Source organism: Kineococcus indalonis, from assembly GCF_009906395.1.
Lineage (GTDB): Bacteria > Actinomycetota > Actinomycetes > Actinomycetales > Kineococcaceae > Kineococcus > Kineococcus indalonis.
The window spans coordinates 1-552 of the sequence record NZ_JAAALM010000992.1; the positions used below are offsets into that span (position 1 = coordinate 1).

Consider the following 552-nt stretch of genomic DNA (forward strand, 5'->3'; position numbering starts at 1 on the left):
GCCCCCACGTCCAGCGGCACCGCCCACCGCCTGCCCGCCGGCACCCTCATGGGCGTGCCCGGCTCCGCCGAGCAGGTCGCCGGGCTGCTCGAGCCCGCCGACGTCGAGCGCGTGCGCGCCGAGGAGCACCTGCCCGCCCCGCCGCTGGAGCACGACGTCGCCGTCGCCGACTACGTCGCCGCCCGCGTCGGGCGCGCCGTCGTGGACCGCCTCGTCGAGCCCCTCCTCGGCGGCGTCTACGCCGGCCGCGCCGACCGCCTGTCCCTGCGCGCCACCGTGCCGGCCCTGTGGGAGCACGCCCGCCGCGGCGGCTCCCTGCTCGCCGCCGTGCGCGCCGCCGCCGCGGCCCGCCCCGCCGCCGCCGGGCCCGTCTTCGCCGGCGTGCGCGGCGGCGTGGCCCGCCTGCCCGAGGCCCTCGCCGCGCACCTGACCGCCCGCGGCGCGCGCGTGAGCACCGGCACCCCCGTCACCGCCCTGGAGCGCGACCCCGGCGGCGCCTGGCGCGTGAGCACCCCCGGCGGCACCCGCACCGCCGACGCCGTCGTCCTGGCC

Annotated in this window: 1 protein-coding gene; it reads left to right on the top strand. The window is 83.3% G+C overall.

The genetic code is table 11. From position 1 onward, the window contains the following. Positions 1-552: FAD-dependent oxidoreductase (locus GTR00_RS22360; RefSeq protein WP_205706443.1), on the top strand; the 552-nt coding region annotated here is incomplete at both ends.